Raw genomic sequence first — 16,586 nt, 5'->3', positions numbered from 1 at the left:
ACTAGTTAGTTTGTATATAATGAATTAAGTTATGAAAGAAGAAGGGACGTGCACGGAATGAAAATTCGTGAATTATCTAAAGAAGAACTAATAGAAGAGTCGTTTGTTGACTTGACATATGCGATGTTGCAAGAGACACATGAAACAAAAACCTATGCAGAATTGGTTGCAGAAATTGAAAAGTTACTGAGCCTATCTAAAGAGGATATGAAAAATCGATTAGTCCAGTTTTATACAGATTTGAACATTGATGGCCGCTTTTTGATTTTAGGCGAAAACCGTTGGGGTCTTCGCGAGTGGTACCCAGTTGAACAGATTGAAGAAGAATCTGCGCCAACGGTTAAAGCTCGTAAAAAGAAAGCCAAAGTGTCGGATGACGAAGGCTTTGACGATCTGGATGACTTGGCACTTGAAGACGAGTTGGAGTTTGAGGACTTCGGTGAAGACGATGAAGACGAAGATGACGACGATTTGATCAAATCGCCTGTTGAAGTACTAGACTTCGATGTGGATGAAGACAAAGAAGATGTAGACGTACTCGTTGAAGATATGGATGGCAACATCATTGATGACGAAGACGATGAAGATGAAGATGACGAAGATGAAGATGACTTAAAGTAAACTGAACATTTTTTCACCTTGACTTATGAGGCCGGACTGGATAATATTTTATTTGGGCTCCTTACAATAGGAGAGATGATTCGTACAGTTTACGCGCTCCCCTGCATGCAGCAGGCGGAGCGCTTTTTATTTTTTACCATTCGAGGAGGAAAAGGAATGACGAAGTATATATTTGTAACCGGTGGTGTTGTGTCATCACTGGGAAAAGGTATCGTAGCTGCATCATTAGGACGTTTGTTGAAAAACAGAGGGTTGAATGTGACCATTCAAAAATTTGATCCGTACATCAACATTGACCCAGGAACAATGAGTCCATACCAGCACGGGGAAGTTTTTGTAACGAATGATGGCGCAGAAACAGATTTAGATCTTGGCCACTACGAACGTTTTATCGACATCAACTTAAACAAATACTCAAACGTAACAACAGGAAAAGTATATTCAACTGTCATTCAAAAAGAACGTCGCGGCGATTACTTAGGTGGAACGGTTCAAGTAATTCCACACATCACAAATGAAATCAAAGACCGCTTGTTGCGTGCTGCAAAAACAGCGAACGCAGATGTGGTCATTACAGAAATCGGTGGAACGGTTGGAGACATCGAATCACTGCCATTCCTTGAAGCAATCCGTCAAATGAAATCAGATCTTGGTCGCGATGAAGTAATGTATGTTCACTGTACATTGATTCCGTACCTAGGTGCTGCGAAAGAAATGAAGACAAAACCGACACAGCATAGCGTCAAAGAACTTCGCAGTCTTGGAATTCAACCAAACCTAATTGTTGTGCGCACAGAACATCCGGTGCCACAGGACATGAAAGACAAAATTGCATTGTTCTGCGATATTAAGCCAGAAGAAGTTATTGAATCACGTGACGTAGATGTGATTTACGAAATGCCGCTTCGTTTGCAAGAGCAGCATATGGACCAAATCGTTCTGGATCATTTCGGAATTGAAGCGCCAGAAGCGGATATGACAGAGTGGAGAACACTTGTTGAGAAAGTACAATCTCTTAAAAAGAGCGTTCGTATTGGCCTTGTTGGGAAATACGTGGAACTTCAAGATGCCTACATTTCAGTAGTTGAAGCATTAAAGCATGCTGGCTTCGCGTTTGATTCTGAAATCGAAGTAGATTGGATCAACGCGGAACACATCAACGCAGAAAATGCTGCAGAAAAACTAAAAGACTGTGACGGCATTTTAGTTCCTGGTGGTTTCGGCGATCGTGGCGTTGAAGGGAAAATCATAGCAACTCAATTTGCGCGCGAAAACAATGTACCATTCTTCGGTATTTGCCTAGGAATGCAACTCGCTTCTGTTGAATTTGCACGCAGCATCATGAACTTAGAAGGTGCACATTCTTCTGAATTAAATGCGAAAACGTCTTTACCGGTTATCGATCTATTGCCTGAGCAAAAAGATATCGAAGACTTAGGCGGAACACTTCGTCTTGGTTTGTACCCTGCGAAACTTACAATAGGTTCGAAAGCACACGAAGCTTACGGCGAAGAACTGGTTTACGAAAGACACCGTCATCGTTACGAGTTCAATAACGAATACCGTGAGGCTTTTGAGAATGCTGGCTTCAAATTCACTGGAACTAGCCCGGATGGCCGTTTAGTAGAGATTATTGAATTAGCCGACCACCCGTGGTTCCTAGCTTGCCAATTCCACCCAGAATTTATTTCGCGTCCAAACCGTCCACAACCACTATTCCGTGAGTTTGTGAGAGCATCTATCGCTAATAAATAAAGAATTCACAAAAGCCTTCCCTTGAAAAAAAGGGAAGGCTTTTGTGAAGGGATTCACCTATTCACCTAGCATATCGTCTATACTCAATTTGACTGCATAATAAATATACAGTGCAGCTAAGGCATACGGAACCAACGCAGGCTGGTCATCGTCCTGTAATAGGTTGCCTGCTAGGTCATTTAGAGAGAAGAAAGCATCCGCCAACTCACTTTCCTGTGAGTGCGCAGCAACGAATGCAAAGGCAATGCCAGCATCTGCTAACCTGCCAGCAAGCTCGTCCCCTTCGTCATTTAGAGCTAGTATCCAGACCCGATCAGTCCTGTGAACGATGCTTGAAGGCGACCATTCAACGGCAGTAGGCAAACCGTTTAAAGCAACGGGAATCACAGCTTTCATTTCACCAAAGGCTGCGATAAACACAGTACCTTCTGCAACAATGGCTTGTGCTAATACGCTAGCAATGTTATGGATAGGAGTATGTTGCTGAGACAAATGTGCCAGCATCTGTGTAAATTGTACGGTTAATCGATTCATAAAACTCACCTCGTAAAAAAGTATAGCAGATAAAGGAGTGGCTCTTCTTGAAGACTATTTTGATAGTAGACGATCAGCTAGGCATCCGACTATTATTAAAAGAAGTATTTAGCAAAGAAGGTTATCAAGCAATCGCAGCGGGAAACGGAATAGAAGCGCTTAAAAAAGTACAGGAATTTTCTCCGGATCTCGTATTACTAGACATGAAAATTCCTGGAATGGATGGCATTGAGATTTTAAAGCGCTTGAAAAAGACTAATCCTAGCATTCACGTCATCATGATGACAGCTTATGGTGAACTCGATCTCATTAAAGAATCAATGAATTGGGGGGCGGAGCGTTATTTCACTAAGCCTTTCGATGTCTTTGAAGTGCGTGATGCAGTTAAGCAACTACTCGAACAGTAGATAGCGAAGAAGTGGCGTAACTACTGGGTTTTTGATATAGTATAAAGGATATTCGCTTTAACCATCGCTGAGGAGGAAATTTAAATGCCGTTAGTTTCTATGAAAGAAATGATGATAAAAGGTAAACAAGAAGGATATGCAATTGGTCAATTCAATTTAAATAATTTAGAATTCACACAGGCTATTCTTCAAGCCGCACAAGAAGAAAATTCTCCAGTTATTTGTGGAGTTTCTGAAGGCGCAGCACGTTACATGGGTGGATTTACAACAGTTGTTAACATGGTTAAAGGATTGATGCACGATTATAAAATTACGGTTCCGGTGGCGATTCATTTAGACCACGGTTCGAGCTTTGAGAAGTGTAAAGAAGCGATTGATGCAGGATTTACATCGGTCATGATTGATGCATCTCATCATTCGTTTGAAGAAAATATTGAAATTACAAAACAAGTAGTCGAATATGCACGTCAGCACAATGTTTCTGTGGAAGCAGAATTAGGGACTGTCGGTGGACAAGAAGACGACATCATTGCGGATGGCGTTATTTACGCGGATCCACAGGAATGCAAGCAAATGGTTGAACAAACAGGTATTGATTGCCTAGCACCTGCACTTGGTTCAGTTCACGGACCTTATAAAGGTGAACCGAATTTAGGGTTTAAAGAAATGGAAGAAATCTCACAGCTATGTGACGTACCGCTCGTGTTGCACGGCGGAACAGGAATTCCATTAAAAGATATTCAACGTTCAGTTTCTCTTGGTACATCGAAAATCAATGTCAACACAGAAAGCCAAATTACATCGGCTCAAGCAGTTCGTGAAGTGTTGAAAAACGATGCGGATGTTTATGATCCCCGCAAATACATGGGACCAGCCCGTGAAGCGATTAAAAAAACAGTTACTGGTAAAATGCGTGAGTTCGGAAGTTCAGGAAAAGCATAATTTAAAAACAACAAGACGGAGGAGAAGCGTCCGAAAGGCGTCTTCTCTTTTTCCCGTCAAACTGGAGGAGAGAACATATGAAATTTTTTATTGATACAGCAAACTTTGACGAAATTAAAGAAGCACACGCATGGGGGATTCTTTCGGGGGTTACAACAAATCCATCATTAGTCGCAAAAGAAAAAAATGTTTCGTTCCATGACCGCTTAAAAGAAATTGCTGCGCTTGTTGACGGTTCAATTAGTGGAGAAGTGATTGCACTTGATGCAGAAGGGATGATCAAAGAAGGTCGCGAATTGGCTGATCTTGCTCCAAACATCACGGTGAAATTGCCGATGACACCAGAAGGCTTGAAAGCTTGTGCAGTTCTTGCCTCAGAAGGCAAAAAAGTAAACGTTACATTGATCTTCAGTGCGAACCAAGCATTGCTTGCAGCACGTGCTGGAGCGGCTTACGTGTCACCATTCCTTGGGCGTCTTGATGACATTGGACATAACGGCATGGACTTGATCGCAACAATTTCAGAAATTTTTGCAATCCATGATATTTCTTCAGAAATTATTGCGGCATCTATTCGCCATCCACAGCACGTTACAGAAGCGGCTTTAAACGGTGCACATATTGCGACAATGCCAATTAAAGTGATGCACCAAATGTTCAGACACCCGTTGACAGACCAAGGAATCGAAGCATTCCTTGCAGACTGGGAAAAACGTTCAGTAGAAGTAAACTAAAAAAGCTTGAAACAGTCGATTCCTTCCTGAAATGGGAAGGGACGCCTTCGTGAAAGTGGAAAAAATGCAAGTTGAGATCGGCAATCAGCTGAAGCGCCGAACCAATGGAACTTTTCAAGCCAACCAAACGGCCCGAAAAGTGGATAAAGGAGAAATTCAATGGATGTTTATAAAATAAAAGGTGGTAATCGCCTTTCCGGAACGATTAAAGTCAATGGCGCTAAAAATAGTGCAGTAGCATTGATTCCTGCGTCGATATTAGCTAATTCGCCAGTATCGATTGAAGGGTTACCGGGGATTTCTGATGCATGGACACTGAAAAGTATTTTGGAGGAAATTGGTGGAGAAGTGACTTTTGAAGACGGAACAATGACGATTGATCCGACGACAATGGTAGATATGCCTTTACCAAATGGCAATGTGAAAAAATTGCGAGCTTCTTATTACATGATGGGCGCAATGCTTGGCCGATTTAAGCACGCAGCAATTGGTCTTCCGGGAGGCTGTTTCTTAGGACCTCGTCCAATTGATCAGCATATTAAAGGCTTTGAAGCGCTTGGCGCAAAAGTAACGAATGAACAAGGTGCGATCTATTTGCGTGCCGATGAACTTCGTGGTGCTAAAATTTATTTAGATGTTGTCAGTGTCGGAGCAACCATTAACATTATGTTGGCGGCCGTTATGGCTAAAGGACAGACAACGATTGAAAATGCGGCAAAAGAGCCGGAGATTATTGACGTTGCGACTTTATTGACGAATATGGGCGCCAAAATCAAAGGAGCCGGAACCGATGTTATCCGAATTGACGGTGTAGAGGAATTACATGGAACCAATCACACAATCATTCCTGATCGAATCGAAGCCGGAACATTCATGATTATGGCAGCTGCAATTGGTGATGGCGTGACGATTGATAACGTCATTCCATTCCATATGGAAGCATTGACTGCAAAATTACGTGAAATGGGTGTTGACGTTCAAGAAGGTGAAGAATCGATTTTTATTCCTAAATCTACTGATCTTCATGCGATTGACGTAAAAACATTAGTTTACCCAGGGTTTCCAACAGATCTTCAGCAGCCATTTTCTGTACTTATGACTCAGGCTCAAGGATCTTCTATGATTACCGACACCATTTACTCGGCACGCTTTAAGCATATCGATGAACTTCGTCGCATGAATGCCAGTGGCCGTGTTGAAGGCCGAGCAGCAATTGTCACAGGGCCAACGCCATTGACGTCTGCAACTGTAGTGGCATCTGACTTACGTGCAGGAGCAGCTTTGGTAATCGCAGGGCTACTTGCAGAAGGTGAAACTGAAATTCGTGAAATTTATCATATCGAACGTGGGTATTCATCTATTATTGAGAAGCTTCAAGGTCTGGGTGCTGATATTCGGAGAGAAACAATTGACCCTGTGACGAGCATGAAGTCCGACCTTAGCCAAGACGCAAATTGATCTTCTTTTAGCATAAAAATATGTGCTACACTAACTAAGACATAGTTAAAGCTGAACGGAGGAACTGATCGTATGGAACGAAGTTTATCGATGGAATTAGTGCGTATTACTGAAGCAGCAGCAATTGCCTCTTCAAAATGGATGGGCCGCGGCATGAAAATCGAAGCAGATGATGCAGCGACCACAGCGATGAGAACGGTATTTGATACCATTCCGATGCGTGGTGTAGTGGTCATCGGTGAAGGTGAGATGGACGAGGCACCTATGCTTTATATCGGTGAGGAATTAGGAACAGGCAATGGTCCTGAAGTGGACGTTGCAGTAGATCCTTTAGAAGGAACGAATATTGTTGCCGCTGGTGGATGGAATGCTTTGGCAGTTCTAGCAATCGCGGATCGTGGCAACCTGTTAAATGCACCTGATATGTACATGGACAAAATTGCGGTTGGCCCAGAATCGGTTGGCAAAATTGATATCAATGCGCCAGTTATTGATAATCTCCGTGCTGTAGCAAAAGCTAAAAATAAAGACATTGAAGACGTGGTTGCGACAATTATGGATCGTCCGCGTCACAAGGATGTTATTGATCAGATTCGTGCAGCGGGAGCCCGCATCAAGCTAATTGGTGATGGAGACGTTGCCGGCGCAATCAATACCGCATTTGATCAAACAGGCGTGGATATTCTATTCGGAATTGGTGGAGCACCTGAAGGCGTAATCGCTGCAGTTGGCTTAAAATGCTTAGGTGGCGAAATCCAAGGGAAGCTGCTTCCGCAAAACGAAGAAGAAGCACAACGTTGCATAGATATGGGGATTGATGTGAACAAAGTGTTGATGATGGATGATCTTGTTAAAGGCGACGATGCTATTTTTGCAGCAACCGGTGTTACAGACGGAGAACTGTTAAAAGGCGTTCAGCTAAAAGGTGGCTTCGCAGAAAGCCACACACTGGTTATGCGAGCAAAATCAGGAACCATTCGCTTTATCGAAGGACGTCACAGTCTGCAGAAAAAGCCAAATCTCGTAATGAACGATTAACGATCCTACTTCATAAATGAGTCCGGCAATTTGCCGGGCTTCTTCTTTAAGATCTTCTCAATCATTCACTACTGATCCTCAAATTACGTAACAAGAATCAAATGCCATCTGCACCATCTTTAAACGAGCAGACGTTAAGAATGCTTAAATCAACAGATAAATGAACAAAGCAATAAGCCTATTTAAACGATTTATAAAAAATAATACGAATAAGAGTGGTGTCCGATACATGGCAACGATAACAATCTCCGCATTGGAGAATATGACGTTAAAAGAGCTTTACAATTTAGCAAAAGAATACAAGCTAACTAACTACAGTAAGCTATCTAAAAAGGAACTAATTTTTGCGATTTTGAAAACGCGTGCAGAACAAGAAGGTTTTTTCTTTATGGAAGGTGTATTGGAAATTATCCAATCTGAAGGTTTTGGTTTCTTACGACCAATCAATTATTCGCCTAGCTCACAGGATATTTATATTTCCGCTTCTCAAATCCGTCGTTTTGATTTGAGAAATGGCGATAAAGTTTCAGGGAAAGTACGTCCGCCGAAAGAAAATGAACGCTATTTCGGGTTACTGCAAGTAGAAGCAGTCAACGGTGAAGATCCAGAAGTGGCGAAAGAACGTGTTCACTTTCCAGGGCTTACACCACTTTACCCAGATCGTCACATTCGTTTAGAAACGACGCCGGCTCATTTATCTACGCGCATTATGGATTTAGTATCGCCTGTCGGATTTGGTCAACGCGGTTTAATCGTAGCGCCGCCTAAAGCGGGTAAGACAATGCTACTAAAAGAAATCGCTAATTCCATTACAACGAATCACCCAGAAGCAGAACTAATTGTCTTGTTAATAGATGAACGTCCAGAAGAAGTAACGGACATCGAGCGATCAGTAAATGCAGATGTCGTGTCATCGACGTTTGATGAAGTCCCTGAAAACCACGTGAAAGTCGCTGAACTTGTTCTTGAACGTGCTATGCGCCTCGTCGAACATAAACGTGACGTAGTTATTTTAATGGACTCAATTACGCGCCTAGCTCGAGCATATAATTTGGTGATTCCTCCGAGTGGACGTACACTATCAGGAGGAATCGATCCAGCAGCTTTCCACCGACCAAAACGCTTTTTCGGAGCAGCACGTAATATCGAAGAAGGCGGCAGTTTAACTATTTTAGCGACAGCTTTAGTAGAAACTGGATCGCGTATGGATGAAGTTATTTATGAGGAATTTAAAGGAACAGGTAACATGGAATTGCATCTTGACCGCAGTTTGGCTGAGCGTCGAATCTTCCCAGCACTTGATATTCGTCGTTCTGGCACACGTAAAGAGGAATTGTTAATTGAACCGAAACAACTTGAAAAGCTTTGGACTATTCGAAAAACGTTCTCGGATACACACGATTTTGGAGAACGTTTCCTGAAAAAACTAGGTCAAACAAATACCAATGAAGAATTTTTTGAGCAATTAGCAACTGAGATGAAAACGCATCGGAACAATAAGAAGATGATTTAATTACTTGCAAAAGACGCAGGAATTTGATATGATTGCGTTAATGAATTAAAGCAAAGCTATTGCATATACGGTCTGAAGAACCGTGTAAGGCAATAGTAAAATAGATTAAACTCTGTTCCAGATGGTTCAGGGCGAGAGGAGAAAATTACGATGAAAACAGGAATTCACCCAGATTACAAACAAGCTACAGTAACTTGCTCATGTGGAAACTCTTTCACAACTGGTTCTGTAAAAGAAAACATCAATGTTGAGCTTTGCTCGGAATGTCATCCATTCTACACTGGACGTCAGAAATTCGCAGCAGCTGATGGCCGCGTAGATCGTTTCAACAAAAAATACGGCTTAAAAGAAGAAATTAACGAGTAATACTTGCTCAGCGCTAGACTGGGATTGGGGATTTCAATTGTTGAATTTCCAACTTCCAGTCTTTTGCTTTCTTCTATCAATTAAAATTATACCTGCCTCGCGCGAAAACGCCTGGCGGGTATTTTTTCGTTTTATATCAGAAAAAACGCCTTACATATTCCAAAAAATCAGCAGGTTACGACATTATTTTGGTATGATAAATAGCAAAGAAACTCCTTAATCCATCTATTTCTTCGCTCATTGAGTAAATAACTAGGGATAAAAAGCGTTGCTGATCGCTAAAACAGTAAAAAACACAAGTGTTTGAAAGGGGTCTCACCTATGTATGTTATGAAGCAAACAGGCTGGGTCGAATTGATCTGCGGGAGCATGTTTTCCGGGAAATCGGAAGAATTGATTCGCCGTGTCCGTCGTTCCCAATTTGCTAAACAAAAAATTGCTGTATTTAAACCGAAAATCGACGATCGTTATAGTAAAGAAGAGGTCGTTTCTCATAATGGTTCAACTGTAATTGCCTTGCCCATTTCTTGCTCATCTGAAATGTGGGAATACATTACGGATGAATTTGATGTAATTGCTATAGATGAAGCTCAGTTTTTTGACGAAGATATTATTGGCAATGTTCAGAAACTCGCCAATCACGGATTCCGTGTAATTGTTGCGGGACTCGACCAAGACTTTAGAGGCCGTCCGTTCGGACCAATGCCAGCACTACTCGCAATTGCTGAGCAAGTAACAAAACTTCAAGCAGTTTGCACAGTTTGTGGTTCACCGGCAAGTCGCACGCAACGTTTAATCGACGGAAAACCGGCAGGCTCGGACGATCCAACCATTTTGGTCGGCGCATCAGAAGCCTACGAACCTCGCTGCCGCCATCACCATGAAGTGCCGACTGGCGTTACTGTTAAGTGAATAGAGTATAGATATTGAGATGGTTTTGACGAAATCGCTGCAGGCGGACGCTTTCCGCGGGCACGGCTTCTGCCGCTCTTCCTTCTAAGAGTCATGTGAACAATTATGTAAAGTGAAAACTCTATTTAAAAATTACAGTTGGCTTATCATTAAATCATCAGTGAAGACTTTGATTATTAATATCATTTATTAAGATATGAAGCAAACTAGCGGAGACTCCCGCGGGATAGCGAAGTACCGAAATCCACTCGGGCATAAAGCCCGAGTTAGTTCGGTGCAAGCCCGCAGGAAAGCGGAGCTAGTTTGCGGAATATCACAACAATAACCAAAAATTAGAACTTGAGGTGACACCTATGTTTGATCGATTACAATCAGTAGAAGATCGGTATGACCGTTTAAATGAATTGCTAAGTGATCCAGATATCGTTAGTGATACCAATAAGTTACGCGACTATTCAAAAGAACAATCAGACTTGCAAGAAACGGTTGAAAGTTACCGTGAATACAAAGACTTAACCACTCAATTGGCAGAAGCCAAAGCCATGTTCGACGAAAAAATGGATGCCGATATGCGTGAAATGGTCAAAGAAGAAGTGAGTGAACTAGACCAACAGGTTTCGGTTGTTGAAGAGCGCCTTCACAAATTATTGATTCCAAAAGATCCGAATGATGACAAAAACGTTATTATGGAAATTCGTGGAGCAGCAGGTGGCGATGAAGCAGCTTTGTTCGCTGGAGATTTATACCGCATGTATACGCGTTTTGCTGAATCCAATGGCTGGAAAGTGCAAGTAATGGATTCAAATCCGACGGGTCTTGGCGGATTCAAGGAAATCGTCTTTATGATTACGGGTAAAGGTGCTTATTCAAAAATGAAATACGAAAATGGCGCACACCGTGTACAACGCGTTCCGGAAACAGAATCAGGCGGACGTATTCATACTTCTACTGCTACGGTTGCTTGTTTACCAGAAGTTGAAGAAGTAGAAGTTGATATTCATGAAAATGATATTCGTACCGATACGTATGCATCTTCTGGAGCAGGTGGACAATCGGTAAACACGACCATGTCAGCTGTTCGTTTGACGCATCTTCCAACGAATACAGTAGTAACGTGTCAGGACGAGAAATCACAAATTAAAAACAAAGCGAGTGCAATGAAAGTATTACGTGCGCGTGTTTACGAAAAATTCCAGCAAGAAGCTCAGGCTGAATACGATGCAGTCCGAAAATCAGCTGTTGGAACGGGTGACCGTTCTGAACGAATCCGCACATATAATTTTCCTCAAAATCGTGTAACGGATCATCGAATTGGTTTAACCATTCAAAAGTTAGATCAGATTTTACAAGGGAAAATGGATGAAATTATTGATGCCTTGATTATTGAAGAACAATCTGCTCGTATGGAAAGTCTCAATAATGACCAAGCTTAAGTATGTTTATGAGGCCCTGAAGAGGGCTTCTTCTTATTTAGAGGAAAATGGCCGCGAAGAAGGAGCCGCACGTGTGCTTCTTCAACACCAACTGGGTCTTTCGTATTCAGGGTTAATGGCATCAATGCGTGATGAAATAACCGAAGCGCAATTAGAAAGTTTTTGGACGAATATTGAACTACACACAAAAGGAATTCCTGTCCAACATTTGACAGGTACAGAAGAATTTTATGGGAGGCAATTTCGCGTAAATGCCGATGTATTAATTCCTAGACCCGAAACTGAAGAGTTAATAGAAGAAACGCTGCAACTAATCGAACGCCATATGTTAAAAAAAGAAATCGCAATTGCGGATATTGGTACGGGAAGTGGTGTTATTGCCATTACGATGAAATGTGAATTGCCACAAGCGCAGGTCACTGCGACAGATATCTCCGAGCCAGCGCTACAAACAGCAATGCAAAATGCGGAAGAGTTAAATGCTGAAATTGATTTTCGGTTAGGTGATTTAACAAAACCAATCGAAAATCAAAAATGGGACGTTATATTATCCAATCCGCCCTATATCGCCTATGCAGAAGCCCCAGGACTATCGGATAGCGTTCGTGATTTTGAGCCGCATCATGCTTTGTTTGCAGATAATGAAGGGTTGGCGCTTTATGAAAAAATGGCAAAACAATTTCCGAAATTGCTAAATAAACCGGGAATTATCGGATTTGAAATAGGTTATCAACAAGGAGCTGCCGTAGAAAAGATGCTAAAAAGAGCTTTTCCGACAGCATTAATCTATTGTAAAAAAGATATCAACAAAAATGACCGAATGGTTTTTGCGGTAATCGAGTAATTTATACACAAGTTACGCACAAGCTGCATGACTTTATCCACGATTTGTGGATAAAAGATGAAAAACCCTTAAAAATAGGAGTTGTTCGTGTGAAAACGAAAATTGTTGTTGTGGATAAAAATGTGGATGAGGAAAAAAGTTATACACAGGCCGTGGATATTTTGAAATCTGGTGAAATAGTCGCTTTTCCAACCGAAACAGTATATGGTCTAGGAGCAGATGCAACGAATTTTGAAGCAGTCAGTAAAATTTTTGAAGCAAAGGGCCGTCCTGCAGATAATCCACTGATTGTTCATGTTGATTCAAAAGAAACGGCATTGAGATATGTACGAGAAGTATCATCAAAAGCATTGGACTGCATGGATGCTTTTTGGCCGGGTGCTTTGACGTTGATTTTAAAAGCCGAACCTGAAATTTTTGCGTCTAATGTAACAGCGGGTTTGCAAACGGTCGGAATTCGCGTACCCAATCATCCAGTTGCGTTAACCTTACTGCAAAAATTGCAATTGCCTTTAGCTGCGCCGAGTGCCAACACGAGCGGCAAGCCTAGTCCAACTTTAGCTGAACATGTATTTCATGACATGGAGTCTAAAATCCCATTGATTTTGGACGGGGGAGCTACTGAGATTGGTATAGAGTCAACTGTTTTAGATATGACGAGCGAACCACCGGTCATTTTACGTCCGGGTAAAGTTTCAAAAGAACAAATAGAGGCAGTAATCGGAACGGTCCGGTCGTCATCAGGTAACACAAGCAATGTACCTAAATCACCAGGAATGAAATACATGCATTACGCGCCTACAGCTCCTTTGTATTTGATTGAAAATGAAAAAGGCTTGATTGAAAAAGCGATCGAATACGTTCAAGAAAAAGGGAAAAGCATCGCAGTCATTAGCGAAACTGAATACCCAATGGCTGACTTTAATTTTCCACTGTCGATGGACAGCCTCTATGCTAGTTTACGGAAATGCGATTTAACAGATGCTGACTTGATTTTGGCATCAGTAGAATCTGGCATGAAAGAAAATGACGCATTAATGAATAGACTCGAAAAAGCGGCCGACCATAAATGGTTTAGTTGAGTTGCTGAAAGGAGATGCAACATGAAAATTCTTTTTGTTTGCACGGGCAATACATGCCGAAGTCCGATGGCTGAAGCAATCTTAATGTCCAAAAATGTGGCTGGTGTAGAAGCGCGTTCTGCTGGTATATTCGCTGGAATTGCTCCACTCTCTACAAACGCCCAAGCGGTTCTGAACCAACAGCAAATTTCGTTTGCGCACACTTCAAAGCCGCTCGATGCTGAAGATTTGCAGTGGGCAGAATTAGTTTTAACTATGACCCATTCACATAAAATGACGCTGTTGCAAGCATATCCGGAAGTGGCCACTAAACTTCATACGTTAACTGAATTCGCCAAAGATTCGAGTAAGGATATTAGTGATCCATACGGTGGACCACTGGAGCTGTATGAAAAAACATTCCAAGAACTCAAGTTCTTAATTGATAAAATCGTTCTCAAAATGACGTGAGCAAAAAAGACAGACAAGCCTTTCAGGGGTTTGCCTGTCTTTTTTGCGTAAAAATGTTAGAATTAATTAAAAGCGTGAAGAAAATTCGGCATGATTCGACACTGGCGCTTTTGCTGATTCATAAATTTGATTCCAAGAAAAGAGGGTATATTATGAGAGTAGCAATTTCATCAGATCATGGCGGCAATAATCTACGGAAAGAAATCGTTAATTTAATGAACGAAATTGGGATTGAATACAAAGATTTTGGTCCACATACAGACGATTCAGTAGATTACCCAGATTATGCAAAACCGGTAGCAGATCTTGTAGCAAGTGGAGAATTTGATCGGGGTATTTTGATTTGCGGCACGGGTATCGGGATGTCTATCTCTGCGAATAAAGTTAAAGGAATCCGTTGTGCACTTGTGCATGATGTATTTAGTGCAAAAGCGACAAGAGGACATAACGATTCGAATATTTTAGCAATGGGCGAGCGCGTTATTGGTCCAGGTCTTGCACGCGAAATTGCGCAGACTTGGCTAACTGAAGAATTTGAAGGCGGTAGACACGAAAAACGCATTCAAAAAATCACAGACCTCGAAAAATAAGGAGGAGTCGGCATGCAAACTTTATGGCAATTGCAACTTGAAGAGGTTTTAAGCGAATTAGAGCAGCAGATCGAATTCAGGAAAGGCCAAGTGTTTGTAGTCGGCTGTTCAACATCAGAAGTAGCAGGAAAGCGTATCGGAACAGGTGGAGGCCTGGATATTGCAGAAAGTTTGTTTGGACCTTTAGCAAAATTTGCAGCTCGCCACCATCTCTTTTTGGCGTTTCAAGGCTGCGAACATATTAACCGGGCCTTGACTGTAGAGCGCCGGGCAGCTGAAAAATATGGCTGGGAACCGGTCACGGTGATTCCTGCTCCAAAAGCGGGAGGGTCAATGAGTGCATACGCATTCGGTAATATGATCGATCCTGTGGTGGTAGAAGAAATCCAGGCACATGCGGGGATTGATATTGGACAAACAATGATTGGCATGCATTTAAAAAGAGTTGCCGTTCCGTTGCGTACATCTGTTAAACTAGTAGGTGAAGCGGTTGTGGCATCCGCTACGACACGGCCGAAATTAATTGGCGGTGAGCGTGCGAACTATAATCGTGAGCTTGTTCAATCACGGGAGGGATATACGGATGGAATTGATTAAGACGCAAGACCCAGCAGTATATGAAGCGATGAATGCAGAAAAAGGAAGACAAGAAGCGAATATCGAATTGATTGCTTCTGAAAACTTTGTTTCGCAAGCCGTTATGGATGCACAAGGATCAGTATTAACAAACAAATACGCAGAAGGCTATCCGGGCAAACGCTATTACGGAGGCTGTGAATATGTAGATGTGGTTGAAAACATCGCTCGCGACCGGCTGAAAGAGATTTTTGGCGCAGAGCATGCGAACGTTCAACCCCACTCAGGATCACAGGCCAATATGGCTGTATACACAGCCATTTTGGACAAAGGCGATACGATTCTTGGGATGAACTTAAACCATGGTGGGCATTTAACACATGGTAGCAAAGTGAATTTTAGTGGGATGCAGTATAATTTTGTTGAGTACGGAGTCACGGAAGAAGAGCAATTAATTGATTATGAAGCAGTTCGTCAAGCGGCATTAGAGCATAAGCCAAAAATGATCGTTGCTGGAGCAAGTGCTTACTCACGTCAATTGGATTTTGCTAAGTTCCGTGAAATTGCTGATGAAGTTGGCGCATACTTGATGGTCGACATGGCTCATATTGCAGGTCTAGTTGCTACTGGAGCTCATTCCAATCCTGTCCCTCATGCTCATTTCGTTACATCGACTACGCATAAAACATTGCGTGGGCCACGTGGTGGATTGATTCTTTGTAACGCAGAATTTGCGAAAAAAATTGATAAAACGATTTTCCCAGGAATTCAAGGCGGTCCGCTTATGCACGTAATCGCAGCGAAAGCCGTTGCATTTGGTGAAGCGCAACAACCAGAATTCAAAACCTATATTGAACAAGTTGTAAAAAATGCGGATGCACTAGCTAAAGCATTGATCGCAGAAGGTGTGAATATCGTATCTGGCGGCACGGACAATCATTTGCTGCTGCTCGATCTTCGTTCGTTAAATCTGACCGGGAAAGTTGCAGAACATGTACTTGATGAAGTTGGTATTACGACGAACAAAAATACCATTCCATTCGATCCAGAAAGTCCATTTGTCACATCGGGTATCCGCTTAGGAACTGCTGCTGTTACATCTCGTGGATTTAAAGAACAGGATATGAAAGAAATTGCTGCGATTATGGCAATGCTTTTGAAAAATCCGGAAGACGAAAGCGTGAAAAAAGATGCTACAGAACGTACGGCTAAACTAACTGCTGCGCATCCCTTATATAAATAAATTCATGCAGCTACCGAGTAAAACTGCTTGGTAGCTGTATTTTTACACTATTAAATTTGAAGAGGTACTTCATTTCTCGTAGTGATAG

At 42.1% G+C, this 16,586-nt stretch carries 19 protein-coding genes; 18 read left to right on the top strand and 1 reads right to left on the bottom strand.

The window, feature by feature from the left end; translation table 11 throughout:
• Nucleotides 1–57 precede the first annotated feature (57 nt).
• Both rpoE and pyrG read left to right on the top strand, forming a co-directional pair.
• Complete coding sequence (gene rpoE, locus FQ085_RS03785) at nt 58–621, top strand: DNA-directed RNA polymerase subunit delta (RefSeq protein WP_058384443.1); 564 nt, start codon at nt 58–60, stop codon at nt 619–621.
• A gap of 156 nt (nt 622–777) precedes the next feature.
• A complete protein-coding gene (gene pyrG / locus FQ085_RS03780; RefSeq protein ID WP_149455976.1) occupies nt 778–2,376 on the top strand; it encodes a CTP synthase in 1,599 nt (532 codons plus the stop codon).
• A 57-nt stretch (nt 2,377–2,433) separates the two neighbouring features.
• On the opposite strand, the gene FQ085_RS03775 is transcribed toward pyrG, so the two are convergent.
• Nucleotides 2,434–2,910, bottom strand: coding sequence for a DUF2529 family protein (locus tag FQ085_RS03775; RefSeq protein WP_149455975.1), 477 nt, complete (start codon nt 2,908–2,910; stop codon nt 2,434–2,436).
• 47 nt (nt 2,911–2,957) lie between these two features.
• Here FQ085_RS03775 and FQ085_RS03770 point away from each other — a divergent pair, with 47 nt between their 5' ends.
• From FQ085_RS03770 to glyA, 16 genes are all read left to right on the top strand, one after another.
• On the top strand, nt 2,958–3,317 hold the full coding sequence (locus FQ085_RS03770; protein WP_058384446.1) for a response regulator: 360 nt from the start codon (nt 2,958–2,960) through the stop codon (nt 3,315–3,317).
• 84 nt (nt 3,318–3,401) lie between these two features.
• On the top strand, nt 3,402–4,259 hold the full coding sequence (locus tag FQ085_RS03765) for a class II fructose-bisphosphate aldolase (RefSeq protein WP_058384447.1): 858 nt from the start codon (nt 3,402–3,404) through the stop codon (nt 4,257–4,259).
• Nucleotides 4,260–4,336: 77 nt separating this feature from the next.
• On the top strand, nt 4,337–4,993 hold the full coding sequence (gene fsa, locus FQ085_RS03760; RefSeq protein WP_058384448.1) for a fructose-6-phosphate aldolase: 657 nt from the start codon (nt 4,337–4,339) through the stop codon (nt 4,991–4,993).
• 49 nt (nt 4,994–5,042) lie between these two features.
• Nucleotides 5,043–5,171, top strand: a complete 129-nt coding sequence (locus FQ085_RS18250; protein ID WP_256204103.1) for a hypothetical protein — start codon at nt 5,043–5,045, stop codon at nt 5,169–5,171.
• Complete coding sequence (locus tag FQ085_RS03755) at nt 5,153–6,451, top strand: UDP-N-acetylglucosamine 1-carboxyvinyltransferase (protein ID WP_058384449.1); 1,299 nt, start codon at nt 5,153–5,155, stop codon at nt 6,449–6,451. Before FQ085_RS18250 ends, FQ085_RS03755 begins: the two co-directional genes overlap by 19 nt.
• Before the next feature lie 72 nt (nt 6,452–6,523).
• Nucleotides 6,524–7,489 carry a class II fructose-bisphosphatase gene (gene glpX, locus FQ085_RS03750; RefSeq protein ID WP_071153045.1) on the top strand — a complete coding sequence of 322 codons (966 nt, stop codon included), beginning with the start codon at nt 6,524–6,526 and terminating at the stop codon, nt 7,487–7,489.
• A 229-nt stretch (nt 7,490–7,718) separates the two neighbouring features.
• Nucleotides 7,719–9,002, top strand: coding sequence for a transcription termination factor Rho (gene rho, locus FQ085_RS03745; protein ID WP_071153046.1), 1,284 nt, complete (start codon nt 7,719–7,721; stop codon nt 9,000–9,002).
• A gap of 150 nt (nt 9,003–9,152) precedes the next feature.
• Nucleotides 9,153–9,368: a 50S ribosomal protein L31 gene (rpmE, locus tag FQ085_RS03740; protein ID WP_008432981.1), complete on the top strand. Its 216-nt coding sequence runs from the start codon at nt 9,153–9,155 to the stop codon at nt 9,366–9,368.
• Between the two features lie 321 nt (nt 9,369–9,689).
• Nucleotides 9,690–10,280, top strand: a complete 591-nt coding sequence (locus tag FQ085_RS03735; RefSeq protein ID WP_071153047.1) for a thymidine kinase — start codon at nt 9,690–9,692, stop codon at nt 10,278–10,280.
• Between the two features lie 353 nt (nt 10,281–10,633).
• Nucleotides 10,634–11,713, top strand: a complete 1,080-nt coding sequence (gene prfA / locus FQ085_RS03730) for a peptide chain release factor 1 (protein WP_058384453.1) — start codon at nt 10,634–10,636, stop codon at nt 11,711–11,713.
• Nucleotides 11,700–12,557, top strand: a complete 858-nt coding sequence (prmC, locus tag FQ085_RS03725) for a peptide chain release factor N(5)-glutamine methyltransferase (RefSeq protein WP_149455974.1) — start codon at nt 11,700–11,702, stop codon at nt 12,555–12,557. Before prfA ends, prmC begins: the two co-directional genes overlap by 14 nt.
• Nucleotides 12,558–12,646: 89 nt before the next feature.
• Nucleotides 12,647–13,639, top strand: coding sequence for an L-threonylcarbamoyladenylate synthase (locus tag FQ085_RS03720; protein WP_149455973.1), 993 nt, complete (start codon nt 12,647–12,649; stop codon nt 13,637–13,639).
• A gap of 21 nt (nt 13,640–13,660) precedes the next feature.
• Nucleotides 13,661–14,089, top strand: a complete 429-nt coding sequence (locus FQ085_RS03715; protein WP_149455972.1) for a low molecular weight protein arginine phosphatase — start codon at nt 13,661–13,663, stop codon at nt 14,087–14,089.
• Nucleotides 14,090–14,241: 152 nt separating this feature from the next.
• Nucleotides 14,242–14,679 (top strand): ribose 5-phosphate isomerase B, encoded by a 438-nt coding sequence (gene rpiB / locus FQ085_RS03710; RefSeq protein WP_058384457.1) that lies wholly within the window; start codon nt 14,242–14,244, stop codon nt 14,677–14,679.
• A 12-nt stretch (nt 14,680–14,691) separates the two neighbouring features.
• Entirely contained in the window at nt 14,692–15,276 is a 585-nt protein-coding gene (locus FQ085_RS03705) for a TIGR01440 family protein (protein WP_058384458.1), read from the top strand.
• Nucleotides 15,263–16,498, top strand: a complete 1,236-nt coding sequence (glyA, locus tag FQ085_RS03700) for a serine hydroxymethyltransferase (RefSeq protein WP_058384459.1) — start codon at nt 15,263–15,265, stop codon at nt 16,496–16,498. Before FQ085_RS03705 ends, glyA begins: the two co-directional genes overlap by 14 nt.
• The last annotated feature ends 88 nt before the right edge of the window (nt 16,499–16,586 follow it).

Origin of the sequence: Planococcus sp. ANT_H30 (assembly GCF_008369335.1) — a bacterium.
GTDB lineage: Bacteria > Bacillota > Bacilli > Bacillales_A > Planococcaceae > Planococcus > Planococcus kocurii.
This window is presented reverse-complemented; position numbering and strand designations above follow the sequence as displayed.